This is a genomic window from Paraburkholderia sp. J12 (assembly GCF_905220215.1).
Taxonomy (GTDB): domain Bacteria; phylum Pseudomonadota; class Gammaproteobacteria; order Burkholderiales; family Burkholderiaceae; genus Paraburkholderia.
In genome coordinates this window covers 398242-423622 of the sequence record NZ_CAJMZC010000001.1, presented here as the reverse complement: position 1 = coordinate 423622, position 25381 = coordinate 398242, and the positions used below count along the sequence as shown (strand labels likewise).

Below are 25381 nucleotides of genomic sequence, written 5' to 3'. Positions count from 1 at the left end.
CGACGATGGCACAAACGATCAAACAGGCTCTGTCAGTCCGCGAAATCAATGGGCGCGGCGACTTCGTGCGCCAGATGGAAGTGGGGGCAATCGACGCCGAGGTGCGCACCGTGCAGGTGGCGTTTTCGTCGGAAACGCCCGTGCGGCAGTGGTATGGCATGGAGGTGCTTTCGCACGCCGACGGCGCCGTGGATATGTCGCGCCTGAATGATGCCGGCGCGAACCTCATGGATCACGACTGGACGGACCAGGTGGGCGTTATCGAATCGGCCACCATCGACTCAGATGGCGTGGGGCGCGCGGTGATCCGGTTCAGCCGCAGTGTGCGCGCGCAGGAAATATTTCAGGACGTTATCGACGGAATTCGCAAGCACGTTTCGGTGGGCTATCGCGTGCTGGAAGTTGTACTGACCGAGCAAAGCGAAGATGGCCCCGACGTGTACACCGTCACGTCCTGGATGCCATTCGAAATTAGCTGGGTGGCCGTTCCCGCTGATACCACCGTTGGCGTCGGGCGCTCGCTGGCACCAGGAAACCCCCACGTGGAACCCACGCCGGCAACGTCGCAGAATCCGCAACAATCCGAACATATTTCAACGGAAGGCACCCGCCAAATGGATCCGACCACGCAGAACCCGGCGCCGACCGCGCCGCAAACGATCGACACCAGCGCGGTGCGCCGTGAAGGCGGTGACGCCGAGCGCACGCGCGCAAGCGAAATCCTGACGATGGGCGAAACCTACGGCGCGCACGACCTCGCGCGCTCGTTCGTCAAAGACGGCAAGACCGTCGCCGAATTCCAGCGCGCCCTGCTGGAACACGTCGAGCGTCGCCAGTCGCGCCCCGTCACCGATCAGACGCGCGATGCGTCCATTGGTCTGACCGACGACGAAGTGCGCAAATTTAGCTTCGTGCGGGCACTGCGCGCGCTGGCGAACCCGAACGATTCGAAGCTGCGCAACGACGCTGCATTCGAATTCAATGCCTCGCGCGCTGCCGCAGACAAGCTGGGCAAGGAAGCCCAGGGCATCATGGTGCCGCCGGAAGTCCTGGCGTCGCGTTCGTTCAACATGGGTTCCAATGCGCAGCCGGCGCCGGGTAATACCGGCGGCAACGCGGTGGCCACGACCCTGATGGCCAGCGCGTTCATTGACATGCTCATCAACGCCACGACGATCATGAGGCTGGGCCGCACGCTGGGAGGACTCGTCGGCAACATCGACATCCCGAAGAAAACGGCGCGCTCGCAGGGCTTCTGGGTTGGCGAAGAACAGGACGCCGAGGCCCAAGAGCCGGACCTGGGCCAGATTTCTTTGTCGCCCAAGACCGTGGCCGCATACACCGACATTTCGCGCAAGCTGATGGTGCAATCCAGCCTGGACGTGGAAGCACTCGTGCGCGCCGACCTCGCGGAAGCCCTCGGCCTGGCGATCGACTATGCCGGCTACTACGGCACAGGCAGCAACTTCCAGCCGCTGGGCATCGCGAATTACACGGGCATCGGCGCCGTGGCGTTCGGCAACGAATTCCCGGCATACGCCGAAGTGGTGGCGATGGAAACAGCCATCGCCGCGAAGAACGCGGCTGTGGGCAACATGAGCTACATCGTGGACGCGCAGACGAAGGGCAGCGCGAAAACCACGCAGAAGTTCCCCGGCACTCCGACCGGCGCCACGCTGTGGGAACCGGGCGACACGATGAACGGCTACCGCACGGAAGTCACGAACCAGCTTGCCGCTGGCGACGTGTTCTTCGGCAACTTCGCGGACCTCATCATTGCGATGTGGGGCGGCTTGGACCTGATGGTTGACCCGTACAGCCTTTCGAAGTCGGGCGGTGTGCGTGTCGTGGTCCACCAGGACGTTGATTTCGCCCTGCGCCGCGTCGAATCGTTCTGCCTTGGCCGCAAGCCGGCAGCGGGCTAACCCCCAGCAGTAGTGCTAGACCTGACAGGCCGCTTATGCGGCCTGTTTCGTAACAGAGGAACGGAAAATGGCTTTCGAGCGTGGCGAAGTGGTGGAATTCCTGCGCCCTGTATGGGTGGGTGGGGAATTGATGGCGAAAGGCGACCTTGTGGAACTGCCCGAGCGCGAGGCGCGCGACCTGAAGGCACGGAGGATCGCGCGCGAACCCGCCGAGAAGGGCGCGCGCGGCGCGGCTAAGGGTAAGGGCGCCTGATGCCGGCGCAGCCGTCGTGGGACGATTTGGACGCGTTCCTGGACCCTGACGAATTCGCCAGCCTCGCCACCATCACGCTGGCCAATGGCACCGTGCTGGAGAGCGTAGCGGGCGTTTTTGAGGAACCCGGCATGTTCGCCACGCTGGGGACGTTCGAACAGGACACGACGCGCCCCACATTCACCTGCAAATGGTCCGACGTGACGCGCATGCGGCGCGGCGACTCGCTGGTGGTCGAGGGTGGCAATTACGAGGCGCACAAAACGCCGATGCGTACCGGCGACGGCATGGCCGTGGTGTATCTGGAGCCGTCTCTGTGATCGAGATAGCCATTCACGAAGATGGCATCGAGGGCATCGAGGGCATCGAGGCGTATCTAGCCGCTACGCCCAAGCAGGTGGACGCGGCGCTGGCGACCACCTGCGTAAAGATGGCGCGCTGGCTTACGACGCGATCCGTTCGCGGGCTGGCGAAACACCTGATGCTGCCGCAGAAGGAAGTGCGGCGCCGGCTTCGGACATTCAGGCTTACGCGCACGGCAGGCGGCAAGGGCGTGCGTGTGTGGTACGGGCTGGATCCCATGGGGATGGTCCATCTGAACGCCAGGCAGACGAAGCAGGGCGTATCGGCCTACGGTGATCGCTTCGTGAAAAGCGCCTTTATCGCGAACGGGCGCGCGGGCGCCAACGGGCCGACATCGAGCAATAAGCAGGTTTTCATCCGCAAGGGCAAAGCGCGCCTGCCGATCAAGAAAGTTACGGTGGAGCTGGGCGACCCGGCGCAAACCTACATCGAAGATCACCTGCTGGGTGGCTCCGACTTCGGGACTCAGTTTTACAAGATATTCGAACACGAACTGGAATGGCGACAGAAACGGTAGTAGACATTGCGGCCTATCAGGACGCCGTGGTGGCGCAGATACAGGCCACGTTCCCCGACTTCGTGACGGTGGCATTCGACCGCGAGGAAACCGACCGTGACGAGCTGGAAGGGGCGGACCTGCCGGCGATCCTGCTGGACCTGTCTGAATTCGAGAACGAGGGCGTGGAGGATCGCGGTACGGGCCAGCTTTCCATGCGCGGCAGGCTCGAGGCCCGCGTCATCGTCGGCTATCGCACCACGCGGGCGAAAACCGCCGCCCGCACGGCAGCCGGCGCGCTCGCCGCGTGGCTTCGCCTGAGACGCTTCACGGGCGCCAACGTGTGGACCGAGCCGGCGCAGGTGATCGGCGCCTATCGTGACGACTTTGCGCCAGGCTGTGACCGCTATGTGGTTTGGCGCGTCGAGTGGACACAGGTTCTGCAGCTTGGGCAGGATATATGGGCGTGCGAGTTCGACGGCACCATGCCGAGCAATCCCACGTACAGTTTCGCGCCCGATATCGGCAAGGGCAACGAGGGCGCCTATCAACCCGTGATGCCGCCGGGAGTGCCCGCCCCATGATGCAAGACATTGGCGAGCTGCAGCGGCAGATATCGCAGATGCTGCGCATTGGCACCGTGGTGCAGATCGTGGGCGGCACCGACACGGCAATCGTTGAAATCGGCGGCGTGCAGTCCGATCCGATGCAGTGGGCTGTCCAGCGCGCTGGCGATGATGCGGAGTGGTGGGCGCCGTCGCTTGGTGAACAGGTGCTGGTGTTCGCGCCGTATGGCGACATGGCGCAGGCCATCATCGTGCTGTCGCTGTATCAGGACGCCTACACGGCGCCGTCCACGAATCCGAACGTGAGGCGCCGGACGTACAGCGACGGCGCGGTGGAGCAGTACGACAAGAGCGCCCACGCATACCTGCTGCAGATCCCCAGCGGCGGCAGCTTCACGGTGCAGGTGGGCGATTCGTCCATGACGCTCACGGATGGGAAGCTGACATTTAATGTGGATCAAGTCGAACACGACGGCAGCGCGGCCACGTTCAAGGGCGCCGCGACCGTCACCAAGCTGCTTACCTGGATGGCTGGTGTTGCCGGCAACGCCGGGAGCGGTGGCGGCGCTAACGCCATCGTCGGCGGCGTCAAGGTGACGGACGGCGACGTGGTGGTGGACGGCATCGGTGTGAAGTCGCACCACCATATCGAACACGACGGCCCGAGCACCAGCGACGCGCAGGCGTAACAGCAAACCCCCACGTGGAACCGGAGACTGGTGAAAGCCAGAATCCGGTCCATGAATGGCACAGACGCGACCACGGGAAAGCCGCTTTCAGGTGTTGAACACCTGAAGCAGTCCATTACCGATATCCTCAATACTCCGAAAGGTAGCCGCGTCATGCGACGCGACTACGGCAGCGACTTGCCCAAGCTTGTGGACGCGCCCATGAACCTGTCCACGCTCTCGCGTATCTACGCAGCCACCGCCGACGCAATTCGCCTGTGGGAGCCGCGGTTTCAGGTCCAGCAGGTTGTGGCCACCAGCGCCCAGCCTGGCCAGATCGTGCTGGACCTGTACGGTATCTATAAGCCGGATGGCCAGCCCGTGAAAATCGACGGTATCCAGGTGTCGTAATGTCGAGCGCCTATATCGCCGTTGACCTTTCGGCGCTGCCCGCGCCGCAGATCGTTGACCCGCTGGACTTCGATACGATTTTCGCGGACATGCTGGCGCAACTGATTTCACTGGACAGCACGTTTACCGCGCTGGTGGAGTCCGACCCGGCATACAAGATTCTGCAGGTGGCCGCCTATCGCGAAGTGCTGCTGCGGCAGCGAGTGAATGAGGCCGCGCAGGCGCTGTTGCTCGCGTATGCCGAAGATGGCGACCTGGACCAGATCGCTGCAGGCTTCGACGTGGAACGCCTCACGATCACGCCGGCAGACAATACGACCGTACCGCCCACGCCCGCCGTGATGGAATTGGACGACGCGCTGCGCGCTCGCGTGCAGCAGTCTTTCGAGGGCTTCACCAGCGCGGGCCCGGTGGGCGCGTATCAATTCTTCGCGCTGTCATCGTCCGGTCTCGTGCTGGACGTGAGCGTGACAAGCCCGACGCCTGGAACCGTCCAAGTGACGCTTCTGCACGCGAATGGCGATGGTGGCGCGGACAACGATCCGAACGGCACGCTGCTGAACGCTGTCACGGCGGCGCTCAGTGCGGAAAACGTGCGCCCGCTGTGCGATACGGTGGTGGTGGCGTTCGCCACGATCCTGCCGTATTCCGTCAACGCCACGCTGGAAATCGACGCGAGCGTGGACCAGGACGCTGTGCTGGCCATGTCGCAGTCGAACATGCAGGCGTATGCCGACAGCGTGCATAAGTGCGGCGGTGCGCCAACGCTTGCGGGCGTCTATGCGGCGCTGTGGGCCACTGGCGTGCAGAACGTGGTGCTGAACGCGGGCGGCATTCAGGCCGACATGGTGGCCGACAAAACCGAGGCGTCTTACTGCACCGGCATCACGATTGCAGGGGAGGCCGTCTAGTGGCGGACCCCAGCCTGTTGCCGCCGAGTGCGACGAATCAGGAGCGCGCGATTGCGAACAGCGTCGCCCGCCTGTCTGACGTGCCGGTGCCGTTTCGCACACTCTACAACGTGCAGACGTGCCCCGTCGATTTTCTGCCGTGGCTCGCATGGACGTATTCCGTTGGCGAATGGGATAGCAACTGGCCCGAGGCGACGAAACGCGCGGTGATCGCGGCGAGCGTCGCCGTCCACCGCATCAAGGGCACCCCAGCGTCTATCAAGATGGCCTTGGCCGCTGCGGGCTATCCGAACGCGGAAATAGTGGAGGGCGCAGGCGCGTGGAGCCTGGACGGCTCGCGCAATCTGGACGGCACCAGCTTTCTGGGCGACACGGACGGCACGAAATGGGCGTGGTATCGCGTGAAGCTGGCGAACCCCATCGCGAATAGCCAGGTGGCGCAGGTGAAACGGATTCTCGCTAACACGGCGCCCGCGCGCTGCTATCTCGAATCGCTGGACTTTACGGAAGCGGCTTTCATCCTGAACGGGGCCGTGAATCTGGACGGCTCATATAACCTTGGCACTGTTGAATAATGGCGATCCTGCCCGAAGTCGATCAATTTGATGCTGGCGTCTATCAGTGGGAAACCACGGACCAGGCGTTGGGCGGCGTAAACGGCGTGATGAACACGCCGGGTAAGTCGTTTGCGAATCGCACGCGCTACCTGCTGAACCGGCTGCTGGACGGTTTCCTGAATTTCGTGGGCGACAGCGGTGCGAAAAATGTTATCACGCTGGTCTTTCCGCAGCCTGTCCCCGCGCTTCGGGACGGCATGGAAATCAATTTCCGCGTGGCCGTGACGAACGACAACGCGGTCAATGTCGCGCTCACGAACGCGGGCGGCGCCGCGCTGCCCACGTTGCCCCTGTACGGTGGCGACCACGCGGCGCTGTCGGGCGGCGAGCTACCGGCGGGCGCCGAAGTGCGTGCGCGCCTGAACGCCGCGCTGAACGTCGCGAACGGCGGCGCATGGGTCATCATGGCTATCACGGGCGGCTATGGCCGCGTGCCGACCGCGCCCGTGGGTGACATGTCCACTAAGGTGGCCAACATGGCCGCGCTGTTCCAGGCGTTCAACGGCTTGCAAACCGTGGACGTGTCGGCAGCGTCCGATACCGCGCTGAAGGCGTCGCAGTACGGCGTGGGTATGCTCAAGCTGTCGGGTGCGCTGCAGGCTTCGAAAAACCTGCTTTTCCCGGCGCAGACGGGCCAGTGGATCATCGAAAACGACACCACGGGCAATTACAACATCACGGCAGCCGTAACTGGCGGCGTGGGTGTTGGCGTCGTGCTGCCGGTTGGGCAGCCTGTCATCATCCAGTCGGACGGCACGAATATCAAGTTCGCGAGCGCGGGCGGCCAGGCGGGTTTCCGCGCGGTGCCGGTTAGCGGTGTGGCGGGTACGTCCATCACGATCACGGGCGGCTACACGCCTGGTGCGCTGCTGATCGAGAAGAACGGGGCAATTCTTGAACCCGGCACGGCAGCATCCCCCGACTTCACGGCGACGGACGGAAAAACCATTAATTTCACCACGGCGCTGGTGGCAGCGGACACGCTGACTATCTATCTTTTCTCGACGTTCAGCGTGTCCAACGCCGTCCAGAAGTCGGGTGACACGATGGGCGGCCCCCTAGCCCTGTATGCCGGATCTACGGTGTCGGCGCCGGCAGCGGGCGACAACAGCCAAAACGTGCCCAGCACGGGCTGGTTTAAGGCCGAGGCGGCGACGGAAACGAACGTGGGTACGCTGAAGGTGGCCACGCAGGCTTTGACGAATGCGGGCGCCGACGACACCACGGCGGTAACGCCAAAGAAGCTGCGCGCAGGGTTTTCAATTTCGCTGGGAGTAGGGGGCTACGCGGCTTTCCCTACGTGGCTGGGGGGTGTCATCTTTCAGTGGGGGAGCTTCACTACCACGACCGCCGGCGGCGGCGTCACGTTTCCGGTTACGTTCCCGACCGCGACGCGGTCCGTTCTGGCGACGAGTAGCAACTACTCATACCCGCCACAAGCCACGCTGGTGTCCGCCAGTGGTTGCACGCTTGCCCTTGGTACCCAGGCAAGCACGACTATTTATTGGTTGGCATTTGGATATTGAGGAAAGCAACGCATGTCTCTCGCATCGAATCTTGCCGCCCTTGGGCGGCTGCTGACGGCAGCAGCAACCGGTATCGTCAACGGTACCACGCCTGCTTTGGGCGACAACAGCACCGCACTGGCCACCACGGCGTGGATGAAAGCCGAGCAGGCGGCAGAAACGGTGCAGGGCACCGCCAAAGTCGCCACGCAGGCAATCGCCAACGCGGGCACGGATGACACCACAATCGTTACGCCGAAGAAGCTGCGAGCGGGATTTTCGATCTCGCTAGGGCAGGCTGGTTATATCGCGTTCCCCACGTGGATGGGCGGTTTGATTATCCAGTGGGGCGTCAGCCCTGCATCCAGCGCAACGGCAACGGTAGTGGCCACGTACCCTGTCGCATTTCCGAATGGCTGTTTCGCCATGGTCATGTCGGATTCAGGCGTGGCCGGATACTCATACGGACCAACCGCATGGGTTGGCGCCAAGACGGCGTTCCAAGTAGTCGTTAAGCAGGGCGCTACGCAGGTGGGTAGTGGCACCGGCATTTTTGTGGCTTTCGGATACTAATCATGGGTCAAAAATACGCATCTTATGCCGCCGATACTGGCGCAATCACCGGATTTTACGACGATGGCATTAGCATGCCGTCGGCCGGCACGCTGAAACTGGCAATCACAAACGACCAGTGGCAATCGTGCCTATCGAATCCCAGCGCATACGTCGTGGACACCGGGGCCATTGCCATCGTCGCCGCGCCGCCTATCGATCCGGCGGTGGTTCTCGCGAACGCCAAGGCTGCGAAAATTTCGGTGCTGCAGGACGCGTGCGCTACTGCGCTGGTCACAGGATTCGTGTCGTCGGCGCTTGGCGCCGCGCACACGTACCCGTCGAAGAAGAACGATCAAGACAACCTGCAGAGCGCGGTGGTCGCGTCGGCGTCCGCGCAGGGCGACACGTGGGCGACGCCGCTGTGGTGTGAGGATCAATCGGGCGCGTGGACCTACACGGCGCACACGACTGCGCAGGTGGCGCAGGTGAACGTGGATTGGGTGGCGTTCCGCACGGCGGCGCAGTCGAAGTATGCGGCAGCCGTCGCCCAGGTCAACGCAGCGACCACGGCGGATGCCGTCGCGGCGGTGTCGGCATGATGGCCGCTTTCCTGTTGCTGGCCAGCGTGGTTGCCTATCCGTTCGGCGTGGTGGCGTCGCTGGCCATCACCCTTGGTGCCATGGTACTTGTGAACTGGTGGGCGCCGCTGTTCGCGGACAGCGGGGGCAACCTGCCGCGCTGGCTGTATTGGGCGCAGACCTTCGACGCTACGCTAGACGCGGGCTGGCAGGATGGCTATATCGCAGCGACGTGGGGCACACCAGGCTGGCGCCGCTACCTCGCGCGCGTCTACTGGCTCTACCGTAACCCGTGTTACGCGCTCGATTACTTCGTGCTGGGGCTCCCGTTCGATCCATCGAAATGGCGCGTGCTGCGAAATGTCCAGACGGACACGCTATCGTTTTTCTTCGCCATCGGCCCCGCGTTCAATATCGAATACGCAGGGCGATTCGGGGAACTGAAGCTGGGCTGGAAGGCGTGGAACTACTGGAACGCGAGCGCGTGGCGCACGACCCCATGGGGGCCATCGTGGCGCGTGCCGATATGCTTCACTTATACGCCTTTCAAGCGGAAATAGAACCGCTGTTGCTGCGGCCATTGGGCGCCTTCGGGCGCTCTTTTTTCGTTGAAACCCCCACGTGGAACGCGCGGGCCTGCGAAGCGATTATGGCGCCAATCTGAAACCAGACCGCCATAAAAAGGCCCTATGTCCACAGACTTTCTGCATGGTGTCGAGGTACTCGACATTGACGACGGCTCGCGTAGTATCAGCATCGCGTCCAGTTCGGTGATCGGCATTATCGGCACTGCGCCGAACGCTGACCCGACCGCCTTTCCCCTCAATACGCCCGTCCTTATTGCAGGCTCGCGCACCGACGCGGCGCCGCTGACGGCGCTCACCACGTCGCAGGACAACGGCACGCTGCCGGACGCTATCGACAGCATTCTGAACCAAGCGAAAGCCGTTATCGTCGTGATCCGCGTGGACGTGGCCACGGACCCGAACGCGCAGCGCGCTTTGGTGATCGGCGGCACCGACGTGAACGGCAACTATACCGGCCTGCAGGCGTTCGTGGCAGCCGAGCATATTCTCGGATTCAAGCCGCGAATCATCATCGCGCCGGGCTTTACGCACCAGCGTGTCGCCGACGGCGTTTCCACGCTGTCCATCGACAATGCGGGCGCTGGCTATACGGACGGTACCTACACGCTGACTTCGACGGGCGGCGGTGGTGGTACGGGCGTTGTGGCTACCGCCACCGTGTTGGGCGGTGTCGTGCAGTCCACGGAAATCGTTCAGAATGGCTATCAATTCACCGCACCGCCCACGTTCGCTATGCCCGCATCCGCCGGCACGCCGACGACGCCGGCAACGTTCGAATCGACGGTTGGCACCGTGGCAAATGCCGTGGTGAGCGTCCTGCAGGGGACCATCCTGAATTCGCTGCGCGGCATCGTGGTGGCGGACGGTCCCGGCACGACCGATGCGGACGCAATCGCCTATGCGGGCGACTTCGGCAGCAAGCGCATCTACCTGGTTGATCCGCCGATCACGAAAACCGATTCGAACGGCAATAACGTGGTGTCCTACGTCTCGTCGTGCGTCGCCGGCCTGATTGCCCAAGTGGACAACAACCTGGGCTTCTGGTGGTCGCCGTCGAACCAGACCATTAGCGGCATCACCGGCACGTCGCGCCCCATCGATTTTGTGCTGGGCGATACCACCTGCCGCGCCAATCTGCTGAACAGCATGAACGTGGCCACTGTGATCCGCCAGAACGGCTTCCGTCTGTGGGGCAATCGCACGCTGTCCAGCGATCCGAAATGGACGTTCCTGTGCGTGGTGCGTACCGCTGACATCATCGCGGACAGCCTGCAAGCGGCGCACCTGTGGGCAGTAGACCGGGGCATCACGAAGAACTACGTTAACGACGTGGTGGACGGCGTGAAGGCGTTCCTTTCGAGCCTGCAATCCAAGGGCGCGATTCTGGGCGGCGACTGCTGGGCGGACCCCGACGTGAATTCGGCGGCGCAGATCGCGGAAGGCCAGATCGCGTTCGATTTCGACTTCACGCCGGCATACCCGGCTGAACGCGTGACGTTCCGCAGCCACCTGGTGAACGACTACATCGCCAGCATCTTCAGCAACAGCGCAGGGAGCTAATCGCCATGTCGATCCAGGACATTCGCAAGTATTTCAACGTGTTCTACAACGGCTATGGCATGGCGGGCAAGTGCGAGGAATTCAACCCGCCGAAGCTCACCGCCAAGTTCGAAGATTACCTGGGCGGCGGCATGTTCGCGCCCGCCGAAATCACCATGGGGCTGGAAAAGCTCGAGACCGATTTCACTCTGAAGGCATACGACAAAAACGTGCTTTCGACGTTCGGCGTGGTGGAGGGTACGCCCCTCACTGCATCGCTGCGTGAAGTGCTGGAGGACGACGACGGCACGCAAACGGGCGTCGTCCACACGCTGCGCGGCAAGGTGAAGGAAATCGACCAGGGCACCGTCAAGACGGGCGAGGCCGCGAAGCTGAAAACCACCATGTCGCTGGTGTACTACCGGCTGGACCATGGCGGCACCACGGTGTGGGAAATCGACGTGGCCAACATGATCTTCAAGCAAAACGGCACGGACCTGTTGGCCAACGCTCGCAGCCTGCTGGGCATCTAAGCATCACGGGCCGGCGGTTGCCGGCCTGAAAATCATTTTCATATAAGGAAGCAGCACCATGGCACGCACCGAAGCGAAACCGGACGACAAGAAACAGAGTCCCGAAGATTTCGTGCAGTACGGCGAAGGCTACGCAGATATCACGTTGTCGCGTCCGTTGAAGATCGGCGACACGTTCGTTTCGGCGGTCCGCATGCGCGAACCGGAGTTGCGCGACAACCTGGCCTTCGACAAGGCGCGCGGCACCGATGCCGAAAAGGAAGTGACTGTGTTCTGCAACCTGCTGGAAATGTCGCCCGAGCAAATCCATAGGCTTCCCCTGCGTGACTATCGGCGCGTGTCGGCTGCTTACATGGGTTTTCTCGACTAGCACCCGAGTATATCCGAAGCGGTGTGCTTTCCCTGGCCAGTCATACTGGCTGGGGCGAATCGGAAATTCTATCCATGCGTGTATCGCGGTTCATTTGGTGGATGGAAGGGCTGGAGTGACGGACTAGCGAAGCATGGCTAACAAGCGGCTAAACGCAACAATCGTAATCGGCGGCACGATCACTGGCGCACTGAAAAGCGCCATGGGGTCCGCCGCCGATAGTCTTAAGAAGATGGGCAGCGAAATCCAGGCGGTGAATAAGCGCCAGGTGCTGCTGGGCAAGTCTATTCAGACGTTCGGGCGCATGGGCAAGGACGTTTCTGGCCTGCGTGACGAATACGCCAAGACGGTGCAGACCGTGGATCGGCTGCGCCGCGCGCAAGAGCGGCTGAACAAGGCGCAGGAGCGGTACAAAACGCTGCGCGCGGCTGCTGACGGCTTTGGTGGTGCAGCGATGAAGGCCGGCGCCGCTGCGGCGACCATCGGCGTTGTGGCATACGCTGGCATCCACAAGGCCGTCGAACGGGAAAACGTTGTAAATGTTATCCGCAATTCTGGCGTATCGAAGGAAGAAGCGGATTCTATGATCGGCGCCGCTGCCGGTTCGAAGCAGTTCGGCGTTAGCGTCACGAAGGCGACGGAAACCGTTTCTGAGCTGCGCACGGCGCTGGGTGATACGCACCACGCCATCGAAGCGTTGCCGACGACATTAAAGGCGCTGTCGGGCCTGCAGCTCTACAACCGCAGCCACAAGGCGCAGATTGGCGAGGATGCCGCGTACAGCCTCGCGAAGATCGCGGAGGAACGTGGGGGCGCTACCTCGCCGGAAGCCCTGCGAGAGAAGCAGGATTGGGCGTTCAAGGCGCTCACGGGCTCCAATGGCGTAATCAGCGCAGACGATCTTTTGACCGCAGTACGGCGCGGCAAAAGTGCCGTTTCAGCAATGAGCGACCGCGCGTTTTTTGGCGATACGTTCCTGATGCAAGCCATGGGCGCGAACGGCTATGGCACCGCGTCCAGCACGCTCGTAAACGCATGGATCGGCGGCCACCAGACCCATGGCGCGTTCGATGAAATGGCCAAGCTGGGCCTTCTCGACGCGAAGAACGGCAATGTGCAGTTCGACAAAACCGGGAAGATCAAAAAGGTTTCATCGAATGCCCTGGTGGATAACCAGCTTTTCTTGAAGGATCCGCAGGCGTGGGTGGACAAGTACCTTATCCCCCTCGCGGAGCGCCAAGGCGTTGATATGAACGACCCGGCGCAGATTGCGAAATTTGCGAACAGCATCGCATCGAACACGAATGCGGCGAACATCGTTACGCAGCGTATGCGGTTCTCCAAAAGCATCGCGAAGGACCAGCATAACGTCGATATCGCAAACGGTGTAGATGCGTCCGACAAGGCAAACCAGGCGTCGACCGCCGGCAAGATGGACAACGCTCGCGCGCGGCTGGACGATGCGCAGTCGCGCGCGGGCGCCGTGCTGCTGCCGATGTTTGCCACGGCGATGGAGAAGGGCGCCAACGCGCTTGAACGCCTGAACGGATTCATGGAGCGCAATCCGCGCTTGACGAAAGCCGTGGTGGTCGGCGTCGCGGGCATCGGCGCGTCGCTGGCCGTCATCGCGCCGATCCTTGGCACCGTGGGCGCGTCGCTGGGCGCGTATGCGGGCTATGCACTGCTGGTTGCCAAGCTGGAAGCGGCCACGGGCAAGAGCATTGGCGTGTTCAAGCTGCTGGGCGCCACGTTCCGCATGGTCGGCGGTGCTGCAATGGCTATGGGGCGCCTGATGATGACGAATCCTGTGCTGGCCATCGTCGGCCTGATTGCCGGCGCCGCGTTCCTCATCTGGAAGAACTGGGACACGTTGGGGCCGCTGTTCGGGAAGCTGTGGAAGGGCATCAGGGACGATTTCCAGGAAACGCTGGATTGGTTCGAATCAAAGTTCCAGTGGGTAGGGCGGGCGTGGGCGAAAACCAGGGCTTTCTTCGGCTTCGGTAGCTCGCCGCAGTACACCCCCCAGCCGCCTGCCAACAGCCCCGCAGCGGCCACGCTAACGCTTCCTACGCCGAAGGCTGCGACGCAGGCTAAGACGCCGGCCCCGATGCAGGACAATCGGCAGTACAACGTGACCATTCACCAGCAGCCTGGGCAGTCCAGCGAATCGCTGGCGAACGACGTAACGCGGAAGCTGGGAGCGCCGAGCAGTGGCGCCCTTGGTTCCGGCCTGTATGACGCGGGGTTTTAAAGCATGGGCACACTCGACAACCTGACGGGCATGGCTGCCGGCGGCAACATGCCCACGCTGATGGTGCTGGGCAGCTTCCAGTTCTCCATTAACACTATCGTGTTCCAAGAGTGGGCGCGAAAGAATAAGTGGAAGTGGGGCGCGCTGCAGCGCATGGGGCAGTTCGATGCCCTGCAGTTCCTTGGCCCCGAGAACGACACGCTGGACCTGCCTGGCGTCCTGTATCCGCGCTGGAAGGGCGATATCAACAGCCTGGACACGCTGCGTTCCATGGGCGACGCTGGCCAGCCGTATCAGCTCGTCGACAGTATGGGCTATACGCAAGGCCGCTGGATCATCGAAGGCCTGGACGAAACGCAGAAGTTCCACGACGTGGACGGCACGCCGAAGAAAGTCGAATTCACGCTGTCGCTGAAGCTGTACGACGAAGGCGACGACACCGACGACGGCAGCGCGATCCTGTCGCAAGTCTCTAGCGCGGCCAGCGCGGCTACGGGCGCGAATGCCAGCGCGGTGTCTGGATTTTCCAGTATGGTTAGCAGCATTCAATCCACCGCGGCCGCCACGCTGGGCACGCTGAAAAGCGCGGTGCAGCAAGTGCAGACCGCGGTGGCGCCCGTGCTAAATGAGGCGGCCAGCGTCGTGGGCGCCGTGAATCGCAGCATTGCCATGGTGAACGACGTAAAGAGCGCCACGACGAACATCGAGCAGCAGGTTAAGGCCGCCGGCAACGTCGCGGGCGCTTTGAGCGGCGCGAAAACGCTGCTGGGCAAGGTATCAGCGCTGGGGATACAGGCCACGTCCGCCACCGCTGTAATCGGCAACGTGTCGTCTGCCGTCGGCGGCATTCCACAGGCCGCGCAATCCGCGCTGCAGACCGCGAACGCGGCCACTGTCGGCGCCACGGCCATGCTGAACAGCGCGCAATCCGATATTTCATCTTTCATTAGCACGTACACCTAATGGACCAGGTTTATATCGCACGCGACGGCGACACGCTGGATTATGTCGCCTGGGCGCAATACGGCGACGTGTCGCCCGAGATCCTTAACGCGGTGCTGGCCGTGAATCCCGGCCTGTCTGATCTTGGGCCGCTGCTGCCGGTCGGCACCGCCGTAAGCCTTCCTGTGATCGACGTGGCCACCGAGACGGCCACGAAAAACGAAGTGTCGCTGTGGTCATGAATATGGCGCCGTCCTACTTACTCGCCGCGAACGATAACGACATAACGGCGATCATTGCCGATCGCTTCGTGTCGCTGTCCCTTACCGACGAAACCGGCAGCAACTCGGACAAACTCGAAATCGTGTTGGCCGACCACGATGACACGCACCCTATCAAGGTACCGCCGCGTGGTGCCGAGCTAAAGCTGTCGCTAGGGTATGACGGCATTCTGGTTCCCAAAGGCATGTTCGTGTGCGACGGCGTGAGCGTGGGGGGCTTCCCTGAGCAAATGACGCTGCACGCGCATGCTGCGCCGTGGGATGAAACGCCAAAGGGAAAAACTGACTTTCAATCACACAAGACGCGTTCGTGGGCCGCCGGCACGACAATCGGCGCCATGGTTGCGAAGATTGCCCAGGAACACGGCATGGCCGCGCTGGTGGCGCCGTCGCTTGCATCTGTCCCGCTGCCGCACTTCGACCAATCCGAAGAATCGGACATGAACCTGTTGCTGCGCATCGCAAAGAAGTATGACTCCATCGCGAAGCCCGCCGGAGGCAGGCTGATCTTTGCGAAGCGTGGCGACTCCACCACCGTTTCCGGTGTGCCGCTACCTCGCATGTCCGTGGATAAGGGAGATTGTGGCGCCTATGAATGGAACACCAGCACGCGCGAATCCGCCGGCACCGTAGTGACGTATTGGCACGCGAAGCGCGCCGCGAAGCGCGTCGAAATCAGCGTGGGGGAAGGGGAGCCGGTAAAGCGCCTGAAGCAATATTTCCCGAGCGAGGATATGGCGCTGGCCGCCGCGAAAGCGGAACTGGCACGGCGTGCGCGCGGAGCGTATACGCTCGGTGTGAATATACCCGGTGTGCCCGCACTGACTGCCGAAAGCACTCTGGACGTGACGGGCTTTCGCGACGAAATAAACGGCGAGTGGCTGGTCAAGCGCGTCCAGCACGAAATGAGCAAGGCGGCATACCGATGCATCGTTGATTGCGAACTACCGAACAGCAATGAAGAGGTGCGGGACACAATGGACGGTGCCGTATCGGATGAAACTTACTGACTCGGAGTTCGTATCGAACGAGTGAGGCCGAGGCGTTGCTGTCTGCCGTTTAAGGCGGAGCGCTGCACGGCCTAACCGTGGGTGGGAAGCGCAGCTTCAGCGGCGCCTGGAAAAAGCAGCAGCTCTGCCTAATCCCGGCGGAGGCGTTCTATGAGCCGAACTACGAGAGCGGGAAGGCAGTGCGCTGGCGCATCGGAATGGCTGACGGATCACCGTTTGCGATAGCTGGGTTGTGGCGGGAGTGGAGCGAGCCGGAGGGCCTGGTGCTTTCATTTACCATGCTGAACGTCAATGCAGCCGAGCATCCGCTCATGAACCGCTTCCACAAGCCGGGAGACGAGAAGCGCTCGGTTGTGATCGTGCCGCCGGCCGAATATGGGAGTTGGCTCGCGAGCCGAACAACCGGCGAGGCGCGGTCGTTCCTGAACTTGTTCCCTGCGGACAAGATGCACGCCGGCCCATTCCCGGCGCCGCCGCGCGCGGTGAAGGCTGTGGCATCCTGAGGGCGATCACCCAAAATGGGGTCATGCGCACGATCGAAGAGGATTTTCGCGATTCGGACGGTGACCGGATAGCCGAGTTAAGACATTCGCACGCAGCATTGTTGTCGCTCGCATCGGTAAGCACCGTACAGCGGGATGGCGAGTGCTTCGTCCGTGGTCAGGTCTGTGAATTGGTCTAGTCCGCCACCGCCCGCCTCTGTAGATTGACCCTGCTAGCGGTCTTATTTTGATGTGTATGCGAATTGAATCATCTATTCACACCCAGAACGTCAGAATTCGTCCCTATCTGTGACATTCATCTGCAAGCCCCGTCAGTTACCTCAATAAGAGAGGATTGCTAGCGTGGCCCCTGCCGACGTATAGTTGGGTGTCGGCTTCGTGCTGACGCGCTGCTCCGAGAGACCTGAGACCTGACGAATAAAATGGCCGAACAAGAAATCACCGTTACGCATTTCGATATTACAAAATGCGGTTATTACGTACCGTTTGCTAGAAAGGATTCGCATCTTTTCGGATCTGTGGAGTCGATGCTAAAGGACTTGGCTTCGTGGTCGTCGGGACGCTCTCTCGTAACCACACAAACCTATGGTTTCTCAGACGAAATGTTGCCGACTTATCTGTTGGACGTTAAATCGTCAAACGGTGAGTATTTGGTTTGTACGTGGAATCGAACGACCGACGCGAGCGGAAATGTCCTCTCAGTTCCCGGGGGCGCCAAGGTAGGCGCCGCTGCGGCAGCTTCTGCGATTCTTCCTCCGGGTAATATTGCTGGTTATCCAAGTTATTTTTGGTTCAGACCGAAGGAAAATCAATTTTCTACGGTTCAGCTTCCGGGGTCGCTAAACGGCCGCCAGAATTTGATCGCGTACACGACCGCATTTCTGGAAAAATTCAATCCGCAGCATGTTGTTGCAAAGCAGAATGCGGATCTCCACGCAGAAACGCATAAATGTATCGATGGATATCGAGAAAATCCAGATGCGGAGGAGTATTATGAAATTAAAGATGCAAGTCCAATATTCGACTCCGTGATGGTTAGAAATTCTGGCGTGGTCGAGAAGATAAGAAGGGAATTGGATAGTGTTCACACTATCATTCGGAAGGAAACCATTAAAGCGACGACCGCAGCCGGGAGGACGCATCTGGACGGCGTGCTGGGTTTCTTCGGTGTCAATAAGGCGAAAGCTGTGGATAGCGAATACCGTGTTAGCTATAAGGTTAAGTACAGCCCCGATGTGCCGGAATTTGACAGGATGGTGGAGAGATATGAAGAATTCGGGGCGTCCCAATGGGATGACATTGGTTTTCTGATGAGTGGAAGAGCGTCGCCAATGTGGTTGAGTGGTACTGTTGCGAGAAAGAAGATCGACGTTGAACTTGTCGTTAAAAATAATGTCATTGATACTGAACATCTTCTGGGATTGCTTCAACTACATCGCAAAGTTCTTCTAAAATCGTGACAATATCAATCAAGATCATTTTTCTTTTGATTGTAGCCATATCTGCCGTCCTCGGATGGCAGCTTGGCGAAGGGATTCCTTTTGAGCAGCAGTCACATTTGCTTGAGGGGCTGCGTGATTCGTCTGCTGTGGTAATGGCGGTGCTTGGTATTTGGCTTGCTGTGATATTCCCCGAGGTTTTGCCGAAATTGTTCTCGGGATCTGCCATTCAGTTTGATGCGGGCCAGCTCAGTCGGTTTCGATCGGTGATTTACCCTCTTTCTTTGGCGGCATTGATAGTCGCCTTGGAAGTTATTGTTCCGTGGGCTGCGCTCGTTGCAAAACAAATACCTTTTTTTGTTGCGCACAAGGGAATATGCCGGATTGCTGCGTTCTCCCTTCTTTCGGCGTTATGTCTACTTCAAATGTTTGCGATTTTGTGGATGCTTATTCCGGTTGCAGTTGTTGATATGTTCGCAAAATCATCGAGTGATAAGATTCAATTTATTGAAGACATGAACCGCAGCGAAAAAAATAAAAAATAATCTGAGGTGAAGAATGGATAGTCCTCAGAACTTATGGCGACTACGATAGGTTACGTGTTGCGCCCCTCTTTCGGAGTGGCTGCGCACCCCCCAGTGATAGACTTATTGGCCTTACAGTCGCCGACGCGCACGCGTCAGCACTTCATTAACGTAGCGTTCGGCACGTTGCCACATGCCGGCGGCGGGAACATTCGTCCCCTCGTCGATCGTATAACGCTCGTGTGGTTCGCGACCAGGCTGCAAATCGAAACTTCCTTCAGTCTCCAGCGGCTCACATGGAAGTCCTTACTGTAGCCGTACCGCCGTAATTCCGGTTACGCCAAGTCAAGGATCGCTTTACGGCGTGCGGGAGCGGGATGCAACAATTGGAGAGGCGGATGGACCGGATGAGCTTGCACAGGGAGCATCGGGTGTACTGAAGGAGGACCATGCAATGGGCAATGTAAACATACAGTCCAGTACAGGACGTCGCTGGCCTAAAATGGGCGCAAACTTCAGAACGTGTCGCAGCAAACCTGCAACAGTGCTGGTGCGATAAAGTGAAGTGTGTTCCGAAATTGGAAAGCTAAGTCATTGTTTTAGTACACTTATTGAGAGTTTGACGCCTCGATTGTGATTCCTGTCGTCGTGGGTTCGAGTCCCATCAGCCACCCCAACAGAATCAAGCACTTGGCCCGGTCTTTACGACTGGGCTTTTTGCTTTCTGGAGTCCGTGTAGGTGTCATATAACCGGATTTCGTCAATCGCAGCTCGCGGCGTCACTGCATGCCGCGCTGTAAAGGTCGGAGAGGGCACGCCGCCTGCACGGCTCTTCTCTAACGTCGAAGAGGTTGCCGGACTGGCGGCAACTACCCGGAATCCGGGTAGTTGATGCGCGACGTGGAACCTGCGGCCAGACCAACGCCTCATCACTTTCGCGCGCGGGCTATTGTCTCGGCCGCGAGCTTTTTTGCCGCCGCTTCCATCGTCACGCCAGCATCCCATTCGAGCATGACCGCCGCGCCGCAGGCATGGCAAGTCGATATCTCGCCGTCGTGCGACTCGACGTCGAATCGCTCCTCGCCGCGATAGCCGCATCCGGCGCACTCATAGACGTAAAGAAGTTTGCCGCTTCGCGCCATGACCCGTCCCCTCCATCTCGTGGAATATCTGGCTGCTGTCTATTTCTTCTGCCTGCGCGTTTGTCTCGACGTGCTGTTTTAAATGTACGGCTCGCCGCGTCTGTTGGGAAGCGGAGCAGATTGTGCGGCGCGGGAAGTCGCAGTATCCAATCACACCGTGGCGGCTTGATTGGCGCGATTATCACCGCCCTGCGTATCTCGCCGATGCGAGCCGCCGACATGGTTTTCACGACCAACTCCGTTTTCCGTGGAAACCATGCCCGCCACATGGCCGATTCCCTGAAAAATCCGTCCCGCCGTGTTAGTTTCATCGTCTGACTAACTGACGATGGAATACGCTTCGATGGAATACCGCACACTCGGCGACACGGACGTGAAGGTGAGCCTGATCGGTCTCGGCACGATGACCTGGGGCGAGCAGAATACCGAGCGCGAAGCGCACGAACAGATCGACTACGCACTCGATCAGGGCGTCACGCTGATCGACGCCGCGGAAATGTATCCCGTGCCGCCGCGGCCCGAGACGCAGGGCTCGACCGAGCGCTACATCGGCACGTGGATCGCACAGCATCGCAGCGCGCGCGATCGTTTCGTACTCGCCACCAAGATCACGGGGCCGGCGCGCCAGCCGCACAATCCGCGCCATATTCGCGGCGATGCCAACCAGTTCGACCGCAAGAATCTCACCGAAGCGCTCGACGGCAGCCTCAAGCGCCTGCAAACCGACTACGTCGATCTCTATCAGCTGCACTGGCCCGACCGCAGCACCATGACGTTCGGCCGCAACGCCTATCCGTGGATCGACGACGCCTATACGGTGCCGATCGAGGAAACGCTCACCGTGCTCGCCGATTTCGTGAAGGCCGGCAAGGTGCGCCACATCGGCGTGTCGAACGAGACGCCCTGGGGTGTCGCGCAGTTCCTGCGCGCTGCCGAAAAGCTGGGCCTGCCGCGCATCGTCAGCATCCAGAATCCGTACAGTCTCGTGAACCGCACATTCGAGGGCGGTCTTTCGGAGTTCACCCATCGCGAGGGCGTGGGGCTGCTCGCGTATTCGCCGATGGCGTTCGGCTGGCTCTCGGGCAAGTACGAGGGCGGAGCGCGTCCCGAAGGCGCGCGCATCACGAAGTTCGAACGCTTCCAGCGCTACAGCAAGCCACAGGCCGTTGCGGCCACCTCGCGCTATGTGGCGCTCGCGAAGGAGCACGGTTTGACGCCCGCGCAGTTCGCGCTCGCCTTCGTCAACAGCCGGCCGTTCGTCACCAGCAACCTGATTGGCGCAACCTCGATGGCGCAGCTCAAGGAAAACATCGCCAGCGTAGACGTGAAACTCTCGCCCGAGGTGCTGGAACAGATCGACGCGCTTCACGAGCTCCAGCCCAATCCGGCACCCTGAGTGTCCGGGCGTCATGAGGCGCCTCGTCTCGTAATGGCGGGCCATACCGCCTGATCCCCCGGCCGCACCGCTGCAATGGCGGTGCGGTTTTCTCCGCAGGCGCCGGCAAGCGGGGCCCCGCTTCACCTTACTCGACGGGCGCGGAGCAGCCCCGAGCCACCCCGGTCGCCCACAAGCCGTTTGGCGATTCTCGCCGCATACACTACGATCCAGCTTGCACTGTCGGGGCCGCATCACGGAGGCGACCCCCGGCAGCCCTATCCATTTCCTTCCCGGAGAACCTTCACGATGACGAGCGCACGCGACGCGCAACCAACGCCCTCGTACGGCTGGCCCATCTTTCTGCTGCTGGCGGTGGCCGGGCTTTTCTACGTGAAGTGGTTCCCGTACTACCACCGCGCTTTCACGGCGGAGGCGACGCATTCGATCGGCAAGTCCATCCTGATGGGCGCCGATGCCAGCCCGCCGGTGCCGTCCTTCACCGCTGCGCTCGATTACGCATGGGCCTACGGCAAGGCGATCTGGCAGGCGATGGTGCTGGGTCTTCTACTCGGATCGGCGGTGCAGGCGCTCCTGCCGGTGCAGTGGGTCGCGCGCGTGCTCGGACGCCAGGGTTTCGGCAGCGTGGCGGCGGGCGGATTGCTCGCTGTGCCCGGCATGATGTGCACCTGCTGCGCCGCACCCGTGGTGGCCGGCCTGCGCGCGCGCAATGCGTCGGCGGGCGGCGCGATCGCGTTCTGGCTCGGCAATTCGGTGCTCAATCCCGCCACGCTCGTGTTCATGGGTTTCGTGCTCGGCTGGCAGTGGAGCGCGCTGCGCCTCGTGCTGGGTGTGCTGATGGTCTTCGGTCTCGGCTGGCTCGCGAACCGTTTCGTCACGCGCGAGGAGGCGCAGGCCGCCGACGCTCGTCTTGCCGAGCTCGCGCAGCAGCAGGCGAGCGGCGGCAATATGTTCGTCCGCTGGCTGCAGATTTTCGCGCGTATGGCGGTGCGTCTCATTCCCGAATACATCGTGCTCGTGCTGCTGCTCGGCGCGGCGCGCGCGTGGCTCTTCCCGCACATCGGTCCCGAGGTGACGAGCAGCCTCGGCTGGATCGTCGCATTCGCCGTGGCCGGCATGCTGTTCGTGATTCCGACCGCGGGCGAAGTGCCGATCATTCAGGCGATGCTCTCGCTCGGCATGGGTGTCGGTCCGGCGGGTGCGTTGCTGATGACCTTGCCGCCCGTGAGCGTGCCTTCGCTGGCGATGCTGGCGGGGTCGTTCCGCACGCGTATCCTGGCGCTGGTGGCGGCGGTGGTGGTGCTGTTCGGCATCGTCTCCGGGCTGGCCGCGGTCGCGCTGGGGTTTTAGCGGTATTGAAGTACAGTGGGTCTGGCGGGGACGGCGGCGCGGCGCGTCGGCAACGCCAGGCGGCAGCACAACGGATTCACGCATCAACGACGGACGACGCGAAGCACGTCGGCCCGTACGCATAGGAGAGGGGCTTCGGCCCGGTAATCAGCATGGCACAGCAAAAGACGAATCCGAAACTCGAGCAGGCGCTCACGCGCGGCGATCTCGCCATACGCCAGGCCAATTCGGCCCGCGCCACCGCGGTGCTGCGCGCACTCGGCAAGATGATCGTGGAGGCGTCGGCGACGATCGGCGTCGAGGCGCACACCTCCATCCCCGACGGCGACCGCATCTACGATCCCTCCGAAGGCCTGTGGCCGCAGCAGTTGCTGGTGTCGCTCGACGGTCCGGTGGAAGACTCCGATCCTGAGGAGATCCGCACGGTGCGTCTGCTCGCCGAAACGGCGGCCACGATGTTCCGCGTGGAATGGCATCGCGCCGACGGCAAGCTCGGCCGCCAGGAGGGCGGTCCGTTCGCGACGGTCGCCTTTATTTCGGACGTCGATATTCCCTGGGGCGACGACGAAGATTGACCGGCGCGCACGCGCGCCGTGTGCGCCCGCGCTTCAGCGCATCATGCGCCGGCGGAACAGTACGGTCGCAATCGTGAACGGCACCGCCACGTACAGCGCGAGCACGAGCAGATGCGTGCCCGCGTTTTCGAGCGGGCGGCCGAGCATCGCCGGACGGATCAACTCCACGGCGTGGGCGAGCGGCAGCATCAGCGTGATGTGCTGCGCGGCCGACGGCAACTGCGTGATCGGGAAGAACACGCCTGAGAGCAGCAGCATGGGCGTGAGCACGAGCGTCTGGTAGAACATGAAGAAGTCGTACGAAGGCGCGAGTGCGGTGACGATCATCGCGCAGCTCGCGAACGCGAGCCCGGCGAGGGCGATCACGGGCAGTGCGATCAGCATCGACGGAAAGCTCGCGTAGCCCAGCACTCCCGCCACGATCATGATCGCCGCGCCCGAGAGCATCGACTTGCTGGCGGCCCACACGATCTCGCCCAGCACGATGTCGCCGAGCGAAAGTGGCGTATGCATGATCGCTTCCCATGTGCGTTGCACGTGCATGCGCGAGAAGCCCGAGTACATCGACTCGAAGCTCGCCGACATCATCACCGACGACGACACCGTGCCCGCGGCGAGAAAGGCGATATACGAGACGCCGTCCACATGGCCGACCATGAGCCCGAGCCCGAAGCCGAGACCGAACAGATAGATCATGGGATCGGCGAGATTGCCGAACATCGAGGCGATCGCGAGCTTGCGCCACACGAGATAGTTGCGGCGCCAGACGGCGATCCAGTGCGTGGCGTTCGAGGGCAGCGCCGCGCGCGGCTCGCGTTGCGGGGAACTGGCGGGGCGCGCGGCCGCGCGGTCTTCGGTGCGTGCTTGCATGGTGGGGAGGGAGGCGTCCTCGCGGGTTTCGTCGTGCCGGGACATACGCGTTTCCGGTTCGGCTGCTTTTCGTTCTGCTGCGCTGGGTCGTGCTGCTTCTAGTCCTGTCGCTGCTAATCTTGCATCTCGCGGCCCGTGAGCCGCAGGAAAACGTCTTCGAGATTCGCCGGCCGGTGCAGGTAGCGCAGGTCCGCGCGATGGCGCAGGCGCTGGTGCACGGGCTGCGGATCTTCAACGTAGCAAAAGAGCGTCTCGCCGCTGATTTCCGTGCGCACGGCCAAGGGTGCGAGCTCGTCGCGCAAGGAGGCGGGGTCCGGTCCATAGACCTCGATCACGTCGCAGCCGATCTCCGATTCGATCAGCGCGTTCGGTGCGCCCTCGGCAATCTTGCGGCCTTCCTCGATCACGCACACCCGCTTGCAAAGTCGTTCGGCCTCCTCCATGAAATGCGTCGTGAGCAGAATCGTCTTGCCGCGCGCGAGCAGCGAGCGCAGCCGCTCCCAGATGAGGTGGCGCGCCTGCGGGTCGAGGCCGGTGGTGGGTTCGTCGAGCACGAGCACGTCGGGATCGTTGACGAGGGCGCGCGCGAGCGTGAGCCGCCGACGCATGCCGCCCGAGAGTTCGCCCACGCGCGCATCGGCCTTGCTTTCGAGGCGCGCGAATTCGAGCAGCGGCGCAACGAGGTCGCGTGCCTCGCGTGCGGAGAGGCCGAAGTAGCGGCCGAACACCAGCAGGTTCTCGCGAACGGTGAAGTCCGGATCGAGGTTGTCGAACTGCGGCACGACGCCTACCCGCGTGCGCGCTTCGCGTGCTCGCGCGGGCACCGGTTCGCCGCACAGGCTGATGCGGCCCGCGTCGGGCGCGACGATGCCCAGCAGCATGCGCAGCGTCGTGGTTTTGCCCGCGCCGTTGGGCCCGAGCAACCCGAAGCACTCGCCGGGCATGACTTCGAACGACAGGCCGTTGACGACCTTCCTGTCTCCATAGTGTTTGATGACCTGCTCGAATTCGATGGCGGGTGCGGGCATGGGCCGTAATGGGCAGTGAAGGAAGATCCGTCGATCAAGCGGTGCACGCGATGCACCATGAGGGGGCCTATTCTAGAGCAATCCTGCCTCGGTGGCTGGCGGCGGGCTGTCCGCGAAACCTGCCGCGACAAGCTTTGCCTCAGCAATGACACCGGACATGGCGAGGCACTGTGCGGTCTGCGCAACGGGGGCC

29 protein-coding genes are annotated in these 25381 nt (G+C 61.8%); 26 read left to right on the top strand and 3 right to left on the bottom strand.

Features of this window, described 5'->3' with window-relative positions; genetic code table 11:
- Positions 1 to 5 precede the first annotated feature (5 nt).
- The 23 genes from U5760_RS01985 to U5760_RS01875 all read left to right on the top strand — a co-directional run bounded on the left by U5760_RS01985 (position 6) and on the right by U5760_RS01875 (position 18848).
- Positions 6 to 1925, top strand: a complete 1920-nt coding sequence (locus tag U5760_RS01985; protein ID WP_322009232.1) for a phage major capsid protein — start codon at positions 6 to 8, stop codon at positions 1923 to 1925.
- Positions 1926 to 1992: 67 nt separating this feature from the next.
- The gene (locus U5760_RS01980) at positions 1993 to 2178 is read left to right on the top strand and encodes a hypothetical protein (RefSeq protein WP_322009231.1); all 186 of its coding nucleotides are present in this window, start codon (positions 1993 to 1995) and stop codon (positions 2176 to 2178) included.
- Positions 2178 to 2498: a hypothetical protein gene (locus U5760_RS01975; protein ID WP_322009229.1), complete on the top strand. Its 321-nt coding sequence runs from the start codon at positions 2178 to 2180 to the stop codon at positions 2496 to 2498. The genes U5760_RS01980 and U5760_RS01975 overlap by 1 nt, the downstream gene beginning before the upstream one ends.
- Positions 2495 to 3058, top strand: a complete 564-nt coding sequence (locus U5760_RS01970) for a hypothetical protein (protein WP_322009228.1) — start codon at positions 2495 to 2497, stop codon at positions 3056 to 3058. Before U5760_RS01975 ends, U5760_RS01970 begins: the two co-directional genes overlap by 4 nt.
- Positions 3040 to 3621, top strand: coding sequence for a hypothetical protein (locus tag U5760_RS01965; protein WP_322009227.1), 582 nt, complete (start codon positions 3040 to 3042; stop codon positions 3619 to 3621). Before U5760_RS01970 ends, U5760_RS01965 begins: the two co-directional genes overlap by 19 nt.
- A complete protein-coding gene (locus U5760_RS01960; RefSeq protein ID WP_322009226.1) occupies positions 3621 to 4292 on the top strand; it encodes a phage baseplate assembly protein V in 672 nt (223 codons plus the stop codon). The genes U5760_RS01965 and U5760_RS01960 overlap by 1 nt, the downstream gene beginning before the upstream one ends.
- A 51-nt stretch (positions 4293 to 4343) precedes the next feature.
- Entirely contained in the window at positions 4344 to 4682 is a 339-nt protein-coding gene (locus U5760_RS01955) for a GPW/gp25 family protein (protein WP_322009225.1), read from the top strand.
- Entirely contained in the window at positions 4682 to 5593 is a 912-nt protein-coding gene (locus tag U5760_RS01950; protein ID WP_322009224.1) for a baseplate J/gp47 family protein, read from the top strand. The genes U5760_RS01955 and U5760_RS01950 overlap by 1 nt, the downstream gene beginning before the upstream one ends.
- Positions 5593 to 6168, top strand: coding sequence for a phage tail protein I (locus U5760_RS01945; RefSeq protein ID WP_322009222.1), 576 nt, complete (start codon positions 5593 to 5595; stop codon positions 6166 to 6168). The genes U5760_RS01950 and U5760_RS01945 overlap by 1 nt, the downstream gene beginning before the upstream one ends.
- A complete protein-coding gene (locus tag U5760_RS01940; protein ID WP_322009221.1) occupies positions 6168 to 7736 on the top strand; it encodes a gp53-like domain-containing protein in 1569 nt (522 codons plus the stop codon). The genes U5760_RS01945 and U5760_RS01940 overlap by 1 nt, the downstream gene beginning before the upstream one ends.
- A 12-nt stretch (positions 7737 to 7748) precedes the next feature.
- Positions 7749 to 8288, top strand: coding sequence for a gp53-like domain-containing protein (locus tag U5760_RS01935; protein WP_322009219.1), 540 nt, complete (start codon positions 7749 to 7751; stop codon positions 8286 to 8288).
- 155 nt (positions 8289 to 8443) lie between these two features.
- The gene (locus tag U5760_RS01930) at positions 8444 to 8869 is read left to right on the top strand and encodes a hypothetical protein (RefSeq protein ID WP_322009218.1); all 426 of its coding nucleotides are present in this window, start codon (positions 8444 to 8446) and stop codon (positions 8867 to 8869) included.
- Positions 8866 to 9408, top strand: a complete 543-nt coding sequence (locus U5760_RS01925) for a hypothetical protein (protein ID WP_322009217.1) — start codon at positions 8866 to 8868, stop codon at positions 9406 to 9408. The genes U5760_RS01930 and U5760_RS01925 overlap by 4 nt, the downstream gene beginning before the upstream one ends.
- A gap of 129 nt (positions 9409 to 9537) precedes the next feature.
- A complete protein-coding gene (locus U5760_RS01920) occupies positions 9538 to 10995 on the top strand; it encodes a phage tail sheath subtilisin-like domain-containing protein (protein WP_322009215.1) in 1458 nt (485 codons plus the stop codon).
- A gap of 5 nt (positions 10996 to 11000) precedes the next feature.
- Positions 11001 to 11507 carry a phage major tail tube protein gene (locus U5760_RS01915; RefSeq protein WP_322009214.1) on the top strand — a complete coding sequence of 169 codons (507 nt, stop codon included), beginning with the start codon at positions 11001 to 11003 and terminating at the stop codon, positions 11505 to 11507.
- A gap of 58 nt (positions 11508 to 11565) precedes the next feature.
- Positions 11566 to 11877 (top strand): phage tail assembly protein, encoded by a 312-nt coding sequence (locus U5760_RS01910; protein ID WP_322009213.1) that lies wholly within the window; start codon positions 11566 to 11568, stop codon positions 11875 to 11877.
- 133 nt (positions 11878 to 12010) lie between these two features.
- On the top strand, positions 12011 to 14128 hold the full coding sequence (locus U5760_RS01905) for a hypothetical protein (protein WP_322009212.1): 2118 nt from the start codon (positions 12011 to 12013) through the stop codon (positions 14126 to 14128).
- Positions 14129 to 14131: 3 nt separating this feature from the next.
- Positions 14132 to 15091 (top strand): phage tail protein, encoded by a 960-nt coding sequence (locus tag U5760_RS01900; protein WP_322009211.1) that lies wholly within the window; start codon positions 14132 to 14134, stop codon positions 15089 to 15091.
- Complete coding sequence (locus tag U5760_RS01895) at positions 15091 to 15312, top strand: tail protein X (protein WP_322009210.1); 222 nt, start codon at positions 15091 to 15093, stop codon at positions 15310 to 15312. Before U5760_RS01900 ends, U5760_RS01895 begins: the two co-directional genes overlap by 1 nt.
- Positions 15309 to 16361: a contractile injection system protein, VgrG/Pvc8 family gene (locus U5760_RS01890; RefSeq protein WP_322009209.1), complete on the top strand. Its 1053-nt coding sequence runs from the start codon at positions 15309 to 15311 to the stop codon at positions 16359 to 16361. Before U5760_RS01895 ends, U5760_RS01890 begins: the two co-directional genes overlap by 4 nt.
- A 77-nt stretch (positions 16362 to 16438) precedes the next feature.
- Positions 16439 to 16864 (top strand): SOS response-associated peptidase family protein, encoded by a 426-nt coding sequence (locus U5760_RS01885; RefSeq protein ID WP_322009207.1) that lies wholly within the window; start codon positions 16439 to 16441, stop codon positions 16862 to 16864.
- A 422-nt stretch (positions 16865 to 17286) separates the two neighbouring features.
- Positions 17287 to 18324 (top strand): hypothetical protein, encoded by a 1038-nt coding sequence (locus tag U5760_RS01880; RefSeq protein ID WP_322009205.1) that lies wholly within the window; start codon positions 17287 to 17289, stop codon positions 18322 to 18324.
- On the top strand, positions 18321 to 18848 hold the full coding sequence (locus tag U5760_RS01875) for a hypothetical protein (RefSeq protein ID WP_322009204.1): 528 nt from the start codon (positions 18321 to 18323) through the stop codon (positions 18846 to 18848). The genes U5760_RS01880 and U5760_RS01875 overlap by 4 nt, the downstream gene beginning before the upstream one ends.
- 908 nt (positions 18849 to 19756) lie before the next feature.
- On the opposite strand, the gene U5760_RS01870 is transcribed toward U5760_RS01875, so the two are convergent.
- Complete coding sequence (locus U5760_RS01870) at positions 19757 to 19969, bottom strand: hypothetical protein (RefSeq protein WP_322009203.1); 213 nt, start codon at positions 19967 to 19969, stop codon at positions 19757 to 19759.
- Between the two features lie 343 nt (positions 19970 to 20312).
- On the opposite strand from U5760_RS01870, the gene U5760_RS01865 reads away from it, so the two are divergent.
- The 3 genes from U5760_RS01865 to U5760_RS01855 all read left to right on the top strand — a co-directional run bounded on the left by U5760_RS01865 (position 20313) and on the right by U5760_RS01855 (position 23290).
- Positions 20313 to 21365 (top strand): NADP(H)-dependent aldo-keto reductase, encoded by a 1053-nt coding sequence (locus U5760_RS01865; RefSeq protein WP_322009202.1) that lies wholly within the window; start codon positions 20313 to 20315, stop codon positions 21363 to 21365.
- Between the two features lie 288 nt (positions 21366 to 21653).
- Complete coding sequence (locus U5760_RS01860; RefSeq protein ID WP_322009200.1) at positions 21654 to 22715, top strand: permease; 1062 nt, start codon at positions 21654 to 21656, stop codon at positions 22713 to 22715.
- Between the two features lie 152 nt (positions 22716 to 22867).
- Positions 22868 to 23290: a hypothetical protein gene (locus U5760_RS01855; RefSeq protein ID WP_322009198.1), complete on the top strand. Its 423-nt coding sequence runs from the start codon at positions 22868 to 22870 to the stop codon at positions 23288 to 23290.
- Between the two features lie 33 nt (positions 23291 to 23323).
- Here the strand turns inward: U5760_RS01855 and U5760_RS01850 are convergent, their stop codons facing one another.
- Positions 23324 to 24160 carry an ABC transporter permease gene (locus U5760_RS01850; RefSeq protein WP_322009998.1) on the bottom strand — a complete coding sequence of 279 codons (837 nt, stop codon included), beginning with the start codon at positions 24158 to 24160 and terminating at the stop codon, positions 23324 to 23326.
- Between the two features lie 113 nt (positions 24161 to 24273).
- Positions 24274 to 25188 (bottom strand): nodulation factor ABC transporter ATP-binding protein NodI, encoded by a 915-nt coding sequence (gene nodI, locus U5760_RS01845; RefSeq protein ID WP_322009197.1) that lies wholly within the window; start codon positions 25186 to 25188, stop codon positions 24274 to 24276.
- Positions 25189 to 25381 lie beyond the last annotated feature (193 nt).